Genomic DNA, 7,591 nt, shown 5'->3' on the forward strand with positions numbered 1-7,591 from the left:
GGCGTACCGTTTCGAAGCTCAGAACATCGAGTTATCAGCGCCAGGTATCATGCCATACAGCAACAAGAAGTAATTAATTAAGGCGGTAGAGAGGCAAGCATCTCTATCGCTTTTTTTTATTGAACCCTTGAGATGTTATGTTAAGTCCGACTGGGTGGTAGGTTCAGGCAAAAAAGCCGCCTTGAGGCGGCTTTTTAGTAAATTTTATAGAATACATTGCTGGTCATGTTTAGTAATGAGTCAGCGACGTCGATTTGCGGCAGCAATACCCGCTTTGATACCTTCTCTGTAGGGAGTGCTGCCAAGCGGAGTCAGTGGGGCCAGAGGAGCGAGAGGAACAAGCACCATGTTGCCCATAATCGATTTGAAACCCTCCCTGAAACCATCAGTGAAGCTTTGATGAGATTCATTTTTTTTAGAATACATACATTTCCTCCATAAAAAGCTTCAGATCACGATTTACTCTTACCGGCATCAGAACGCTTTTTGCGTACGGTTCCATCATTGTTCCGATCGCGAGGCTGAGTGCCTCCGCCAGGTTTAGGCACAGTTACGTTTGGATTCAGGGGTCTTCTGTCGGCCATTTTGAATTCTCCATATGCACAAAATTCTTTTTGTCACTATCGACATAGTTGATAAATGAGGCTCGACCTGCCTAGGTCGAGCCTCATTCGCTACTTCTTATCTTTATTGATAGGGATCTTGAACATCCCACCGTTTGGACGGGTAATGCGCTTACCTTTCACGGTAATGTATGGACGAAAAATGTACTCAGTAGCTTCAGTAGTATCAGTAGCTTTCATAGTTTCACCTATAAATTACTACCAAATTCGTTGAAATCCGCAGAAAAACGCGTAATCTACGTGGCCAGCAAATTTGGTTAGTCAGTTATAACGCTTAGGGTCGAAGTTAAGCGTCCAAGTTTGTTCGCAATCATCAAGGGCTCGTTAGCGCGAGCCTTTTTCAGAACAGCTGATTATTCTTCACATACGCCCTCCTCTTTCAGATAGGTACCTGTGTCATTTCCCCTTTTTTAGCGATAGGTTGTTGCTAATCTTTTTGATGCCTATCATAAGGGTGAGATCATTTTAATCTGATCTTTATGATTAGATCAAGGCTTATGCGATTTTTTGTAGTGGAGGTCAACCAGTGAACAGTTTTGAGGGGTTAACGCACGCGGTTCGCGAGCGCTTAGAGTTCATAGAAAAACAGCTTATTTTTAAAGGATGGATCTCTAGGGCAGACCTAATCGAGCAGTTTGGGATAGCCGAGGCTGCTGCAACCAGGGATTTTAAGGCCTATAAAGAATTAGCGCCTGAAAATATGGTGCTTAACCATACTGTTAAAAAATACGAAATCAATTTAGGAGGGTTTTCTCCAGTATTTGATAAAAGTACTACTTTATATATAAATGAGCTGAAGAATAATTTCTTTGAAAAAAAATCATCTGAGAAAATAATAGAACCAATGGATAGGATTTCCTATTTGAAGTTCGATATTTTTTCCGGTGTTGCGAGAGCAATAACAAATAGAGAACCTATAAAAATTAAATACAGGTCGCTTGAGAATAATCTTTCTGAAAGGGTGGTTGTTCCCCATGCATTCTTCGACACAGATATAAGGATGTATGTGCGTTGCTATGATAGAAAGAGAGCTAAGTTCTCGGATTTTATGGTTAATAGGATAGCTTCCATCACTGTGCTTGAAGATGATGAGCGGAGTGTAAAAAATAATGAGAAGCCAATTTATGATAATGAATGGAATGAATTCATAGATCTTGTTCTTATACCACACCCTAAAAAGTTTAATGAAGAAACCAAATTGTGTATAGAAATGGATTTAGATATGCAAGATGGGAAGAAAACTGTGTCCGTCAGAAAAAGTCTCGCTCCATATTGGCTTAATCGCTGGGATGTTGATTGTTCTAAAGATGGTTTACTTAAAAGCAAAAAGTATCAGTTATATTTATTTAATCATGACTCCCTAGATCAGGTGGCAAATAATTTCCTAGCCCCGGGCTATACCTCTATGGATTAACAAAATAGATAGTATATCTTGACCTGGCTTTCAGGAAAGACGTAAGCTCTAGCTTCGAAACGAAAAAACCGACTGGGGAGTCGGTTTTTTCGAGGGTTCAGTAAGTTGGGGAACTTCTGAACCATGGTAACTGGCTTTAGCGGAGCGCAGTCACCTAATCTGTCCTTTCAGTGTAGCTGTAGTTAGGCTTCCACTTCAAGAACTCTTGTAAAGTCTGTTTGACAAGCTTGCTCCGCAAACCTGTTACCAGTGGCTACCGCCAGTGGCGCTTTGTCGTGTCTGTCAGGGTTGGAATCAAGTGAACAGTTACCTGAACAGGCGTGGTAGTCGGACTAAACGGGGAGTTCGTGCATATAGTCCAGCTTGGAGCGAACCACCTAAGCAGCACCCAGTGTCAGGCGTGGTATGAGAAAACGCGGCCATAACAGCGGAAAGACACGGGCTAAGCTGTAAGGTGGGAACAGGAGAGCGCACGAGGGAGCCACCGGATGGAAACGTCCGGTATCTTTAAGTCCTGTCGGGTTTCGCCCCTTCTGATTTGAGCACCGGGAATCGGCAGATTTCTGTGATGCTCGTCAGGAGGGCGGAGCCTATGGAAAACCGGGGTTCCGGGGACCGAGCTCGGGGGGAAAGGGGGGCGCTGTTGACGTTGACCTGGAGGATTTATGGCTGGTCGTCTGCATGTTGTATCTAAGACTGAAAAGCAGTTTCTTGATGATGCTGTCTTTGCAGCGGAACGGGCAAAGGGTAAAAAGCTGTCCGGGCCGGAAAAAAAAGAGGTGCTGCGCGTTGCCCGCGAGCAGCTTCTGGGACAGCGTGAAGCTGAGGCCGCTAAACAGGCACGGGCTGAAGAACGTCAGGCCGCTGAATTCACCTGGAGCAAACCTAAGCCTTTCCGTCGTTAGCCGGTAACGCTCGCCGCAGCGTTCGTCTGGCGAAGCCAGGGGAACCGAGGAAGCGTCATTTCACCTGTTCTCAGCATATGGCACTTATGCGCCGGAGCGTCTGATGACGAAACAGCAAAAAACTGCGCTGAACATGGCAAAATTCATCCAGGACCAGAGTCTGCTCCTGCTGGAAAAGCTCAATGAGCTGGATTTTGACGGTGAAGCGGATATGTGTGAAAAGCTCCATGAGGTTGCTGAACGTCTTCACAGCAGTCTTCTGGCAACGTTAACTCAGGAATAGCGAAATCTGCATGGCAAAAGTGTCAATCAGCGAAGCAGCCAGGCTTGCCGGCATTAGTCGCCCTACCATTTACAAGCTGATGAACAGCGGACAACTTAATTTTACGTCCGTTGTAAAGGCGGGAAAGACTGTAAAGAGTATTGATACGTCTGAGCTTATCAGAGTTTTTGGCACTATTGGAAACCTCCCTGCAGCAACAGATTTTACAGTAAACTCAGAACAGGAAATTACACAGGTTAACACTCCTGATTTACAGCATTTACAGCATGAAATTGAGCTGTTACAGAAGGAAAATGAGGGTTTAAAAGAGGCTGTAGCTTCGCGGGAAGAACACATTAGCTCCCTTCGCCAGGCAATGCTGCTTCTTGAGCATAAACAGGACACGCAGCAGCCCTCACCGCCTCCGGCTAAATGGTGGCGGTTTTGGAAATAACAGGCCGTAAGACCTGTAATCTTACTCTTTTCAGTGTTCCGGTCCCGACGACACGGTTACTTTTGCGCTTCCTGCGTCTCAGCTGGTATCTGTGCATCGGGATGACAGATTGTTGAGTTCTTGCGAGGTTTCCCCAGGTCGCTGACCTGTTCGCGGCTTACGCCGGGCTGACTTACGTCAGACTCCCTCCACACACCCGCTTCCGGGTGTCGCCATCGATACCGAGCTGATTATTTTCCTTTCTTTCTGAACACGTCTGCAGTTATGCCCGCAGCGCTGGGTTAAGGCCCGTTCAGGGCGTATGAAAACACGTAATACGTGCACGTCAGATTGTGGAGATCGCCGTAAAGCGTTGTGCTGCAGGGGCTGCAGCGTGGTTTTTTCACGCGTCACTTTGTTCCCGCCTTGCGGGCATCAAAGTGACGCCGTTCAGTCCGGAGGCGCGTTTACTTCTGCAAACAGGTGCTTTCCGGAAGACGTAATGGTGATCGCGGGATAGAACGGTTTTTTCGCGACAGACCCGCTACAGGTTTATCAGCGTTATGGTTGCCGGCGAGTAAAGGCCGACAGCGGATGGCAGGACGGTCGGTGCCGATCACTGCGTTGTGAAATGTACCCTCATCGTCGCGTCGTAGGTGCGCTGTTTTTGACGATATCTGCTTCCAGGGGCGGGCAGATGTACCACGCTTTGCGTTCTCCCTTTCAGGCTGCGGGAGTGTTCTGTACAGCCACCCGAAGGCGATCCTCTCAGGCTGTGGGATCATTGGTGGTCGTCATGGACGACAGGACTACCCGGGCATACTATCAACGTAAATTCGTGACGGTCAACCGGAGGTCGTGATGAGCGTATCCATCAAATCGGCAAAATTTGATCCCTACAATATGTGGCTGCAGCTGAGTGACGGCCGCACTCTGGGTGTACCGCTGGCGTACTTTCCTGTTCTGGAGAATGCGAGCACGGAACAGCTGGAAAAGTTCGAGCTGAGCCCGTACGGCATTCACTGGGATGAACTGAACGAGGATTTGGGACTTGAAGGTTTTCTGAGTACGCAGAAGCTGCAGCAGGTCCGGGCGCGTTCAGTCAAAAAGGCTTAACCAGGGGACAGGATATGTTTTGTAGCACCGCCACGCTGTGCTGGCTACAAAACAGCGGGACAAGATGTGTCTCCGGAGTACCGCCGGCACGCCAGAGCTTTTCATCAGGCACGGCCCGATACCCTGAATTTCGGCCGGACGAAATTTTTCTGCGATTCAGACGGAGGGCAGGATTCGCAAAGTGCTGGCGTTTGCACCCACCGGAAGCTGCCGCGCCTGGCGGCTTGGCCAACGCCTCACGGCCGCACAGTCAACTGTGCACCCGTTCACCGTTACCAGATCCCCTGATTCCGGCCGGGCCTGCCTGCACTGGCCAAAGCCCTAAAACTGCGCAATCAGCAGCGCGGGGGCAGTTGATAACCACTTTTTACTGTCATACTTATTTGCCGGCTCTCTGATCGGTACCGGCTGACTGTTTGTGCAAATTTTGTCGGACATCCTGACCCTCGATGTCCGTTTTTTTTGTTCAAAATTCGCCTTTAGTGCCAGCATTCGCCCGAAACCCGCTGCCATTCACTTCCGTGCATGCCTATGCACCTGCGTAAAAATCATCAGGGGCATTTTCCGGGGTTTCGGGCAGGGAAAGAGCTGCCTTTTGGCCCGGAGGCCGCAGGATCGCGCTGAGGGGCTCTGCGGGGGTGCGCCCAAGTAGCGTTATGTTAAATACAACATGCAGACTGAGGGGGCAAAAAGGGAGCCGTTGATATTTTATGACCGGCTTCGCCAGCGCCATACAGGACAGGCTGGCAGGGCCGCATCCTGTTAAGCGCTCAAAAAAAGGACGCTGGTATGCTGCGGAACAAAGATGGAACGGGCAGCAGGAATTGAACCCGCATCCTCAGCCGTAACAGCTGATGTAATACCTTTTATACCACGCCCGTGTAAACCTACTGAAAGCGCAGGATCAGCACAGCCAGAGGGATGGCTTGCCGGAAAGCTGTCTTTTGGGCGACACGCAGGAGGTGCTCGTGAGGCGGGTGCCGCACCGGCTGCAGACAGCCCCGTGAGGCGTATGCGGCTTTTCGCTCCCGGTCGTGTATCGGAATGTCTGGCTCCCGCATTTCGGGCAGTGAAAACACAGATTGCACATATTAATCTGACCGTTCCGCTTATCTCGTGATAATAAACTATAGTTACCGTGATTCCTCTCAGCTATGCAATATTTAATGTCGCAACGACATGAGTTCTGTGATGTGTACAGTCCAGTTTTCAGCTTGAGGCCCCGCGGTTGTGTTTTGCGGGGCTTTTTTTATGAGGCAGGTACGGCGCTGATCCGGCTTTGGGGTCATGCGCAAAAGAACTCTTATGTTAAATCCGGGTGCCTGGTCGGTTCACCCGGAGTTACCGCGCTCAGTGCAGGGGGGGCGGCTGTACGCCTGTTCTGCTGCCGCCATCCAGATCTGCCGCCTGGATGCTTCTGATGGCGGCGCGTATCGCTGTCTCCCGCCACGTTTCATCTGCGGCGCTCAGGAAGGTCTGGAGCTTCAGGAGCAGTATGGCATTGGTTATGCGCGCTCCCTCATCGAGCAGATCAAGGATGGCTTCGCCAATTATTGTGTCAGACAGCCTTTTGTCTTGGTTTCCGTACATGGGGACCTGCTTGTTGTGAGTTGTGCCCGTACGGCAGGCGAAGCCTGCAGGATACGTTAAAACTGCCGCTCTGACAGGGAAGGAACTTAAATAGCTTTACGTTGCCGTATTAGAGACAGAGATATTCCTCTGTAACGAATTTTTCCCGCCCTGAGCGGGTTTTTTTTGCCTTAAAAACGTCAAAAAACGATCGAGGCGGCAGTCTGAGCGCTGTACACGCCTGATTAAGCGCAGAAGGAAAAGTTAAGGCTATGCTTTATCTGGCTTTACTTAACTCAAACCGGAGGCGTTATGGCGGGACGTAGAGGCGGTGCCGGCAATTTTGCGGAAAATCCAGAGCGGGCTGCAGAAGCCGGCCAAAAAGGTGGCCGCATAAGCGGCGGGAACTTCAAGAACAACCCAGAGCGAGCCCGTGAAGCAGGCAGAAAGGGAGGCCAGATCAGCCGGAGAGGTGCTCCTGAGCGCAAGGTTTCCTGAGATGAGTTGCAGAAGACCCGCCCTGGCGGGTTTTTTCATGCCCTGCGCAAAAGGGATGTTATGGTAAATCCGAATGGTTCTGGTGATATGAAAAAGCCGCCTTGTAGGCGGCTTTTTCATAATAAAGGTCAGATGACTGATCTTTGTGTTTTCGCAATCATGTAAGGTTAGCGGCCTTACCAACATATGTAGCTGCACATGCTGGGATTGGGAAAACATAACCTGAGTTAGTTAAGTGTGCAGAGATAATATAACGAATTTTCGCCGATATGTACAATCCGCCTAACCCCAATATTTATTGATAAGTATCTTCTGTTAAGTAAGAATAATAATGCACATTTAACACGGCTGTATGGTTAGTCACCCCCCTTTCTAGTACTCATCCGGGGGTGGGTAGTCGAAAGGTTGGGGTAGCACCCGGCCCTTCAAGGACTCTCTAGGGGTAGCACCCGCCGGGCAGAGAGATTTCTAACCCGCCAGACCTGAGTTAGTTAAGTGTGTTAGCTAGACTTTTGCTGAGTGCCCGGGGTAGGTGAAAGAGAGGGAATGGCACCGAGAGGACACAAAATGCGCAATTTTCTAATAGCGTGTTGCGTGGTGATCTTGGTTGTCTGCGGCGGTAGTCTGAAGGTTGAAAAACTCAAGGCGTACCGTTTCGAAGCTCAGAACATCGAGTTATCAGCGCCAGGTATCATGCCATACAGCAACAAGAAGTAATTAATTAAGGCGGTAGAGAGGCAAGCATCTCTATCGCTTTTTTTTATTGAACCC

8 protein-coding genes and 1 tRNA gene are annotated in these 7,591 nt (G+C 49.2%); 7 read left to right on the top strand and 2 right to left on the bottom strand.

Features of this window, described 5'->3' with window-relative positions:
* Nucleotides 1–240: 240 nt before the first annotated feature.
* The gene (locus JS46_RS23730; RefSeq protein ID WP_072010480.1) at nt 241–426 is read right to left on the bottom strand and encodes a hypothetical protein; all 186 of its coding nucleotides are present in this window, start codon (nt 424–426) and stop codon (nt 241–243) included.
* Between the two features lie 723 nt (nt 427–1,149).
* Between JS46_RS23730 and JS46_RS22250 the strand changes: the two genes are divergently transcribed.
* The 5 genes from JS46_RS22250 to JS46_RS22270 all read left to right on the top strand — a co-directional run bounded on the left by JS46_RS22250 (nt 1,150) and on the right by JS46_RS22270 (nt 4,753).
* On the top strand, nt 1,150–2,037 hold the full coding sequence (locus JS46_RS22250; protein WP_033755941.1) for a WYL domain-containing protein: 888 nt from the start codon (nt 1,150–1,152) through the stop codon (nt 2,035–2,037).
* Nucleotides 2,038–2,702: 665 nt separating this feature from the next.
* Nucleotides 2,703–2,942 (top strand): hypothetical protein, encoded by a 240-nt coding sequence (locus tag JS46_RS22255; RefSeq protein WP_023281101.1) that lies wholly within the window; start codon nt 2,703–2,705, stop codon nt 2,940–2,942.
* Between the two features lie 103 nt (nt 2,943–3,045).
* On the top strand, nt 3,046–3,225 hold the full coding sequence (locus JS46_RS22260; protein WP_033755944.1) for a Rop family plasmid primer RNA-binding protein: 180 nt from the start codon (nt 3,046–3,048) through the stop codon (nt 3,223–3,225).
* Between the two features lie 10 nt (nt 3,226–3,235).
* Nucleotides 3,236–3,658, top strand: coding sequence for a helix-turn-helix domain-containing protein (locus JS46_RS22265; protein ID WP_033755946.1), 423 nt, complete (start codon nt 3,236–3,238; stop codon nt 3,656–3,658).
* Nucleotides 3,659–4,498: 840 nt separating this feature from the next.
* Nucleotides 4,499–4,753 carry a DUF2442 domain-containing protein gene (locus tag JS46_RS22270; RefSeq protein ID WP_051905673.1) on the top strand — a complete coding sequence of 85 codons (255 nt, stop codon included), beginning with the start codon at nt 4,499–4,501 and terminating at the stop codon, nt 4,751–4,753.
* 806 nt (nt 4,754–5,559) lie between these two features.
* Here JS46_RS22270 and JS46_RS22280 read toward each other — a convergent pair.
* Nucleotides 5,560–5,634: transfer RNA gene (locus JS46_RS22280), tRNA-OTHER, on the bottom strand.
* Nucleotides 5,635–6,058: 424 nt separating this feature from the next.
* Between JS46_RS22280 and JS46_RS24300 the strand changes: the two genes are divergently transcribed.
* A complete protein-coding gene (locus JS46_RS24300) occupies nt 6,059–6,403 on the top strand; it encodes a hypothetical protein (protein ID WP_127908408.1) in 345 nt (114 codons plus the stop codon).
* Nucleotides 6,404–6,634: 231 nt separating this feature from the next.
* Entirely contained in the window at nt 6,635–6,820 is a 186-nt protein-coding gene (locus JS46_RS23745; protein ID WP_072010481.1) for a general stress protein, read from the top strand.
* Nucleotides 6,821–7,591 lie beyond the last annotated feature (771 nt).

It is taken from the genome of Pantoea sp. NGS-ED-1003, assembly GCF_000738765.1.
GTDB classification, from domain to species: Bacteria; Pseudomonadota; Gammaproteobacteria; order Enterobacterales; family Enterobacteriaceae; genus Pantoea; species Pantoea septica.

Excerpts from the sequence above, each read along its gene's own strand:
- JS46_RS22255 (WP_023281101.1), top strand. The coding sequence starts at position 2,703 with ATGGCTGGTCGTCTGCATGTTGTATCTAAGACTGAAAAGCAGTTTCTT.
- JS46_RS23730 (WP_072010480.1), bottom strand. The coding sequence starts at position 426 with ATGTATTCTAAAAAAAATGAATCTCATCAAAGCTTCACTGATGGTTTC.
- JS46_RS23745 (WP_072010481.1), top strand. The coding sequence starts at position 6,635 with ATGGCGGGACGTAGAGGCGGTGCCGGCAATTTTGCGGAAAATCCAGAG.
- JS46_RS24300 (WP_127908408.1), top strand. The coding sequence starts at position 6,059 with ATGTTAAATCCGGGTGCCTGGTCGGTTCACCCGGAGTTACCGCGCTCA.
- JS46_RS22270 (WP_051905673.1), top strand. The coding sequence starts at position 4,499 with ATGAGCGTATCCATCAAATCGGCAAAATTTGATCCCTACAATATGTGG.
- JS46_RS22260 (WP_033755944.1), top strand. The coding sequence starts at position 3,046 with ATGACGAAACAGCAAAAAACTGCGCTGAACATGGCAAAATTCATCCAG.
- JS46_RS22265 (WP_033755946.1), top strand. The coding sequence starts at position 3,236 with ATGGCAAAAGTGTCAATCAGCGAAGCAGCCAGGCTTGCCGGCATTAGT.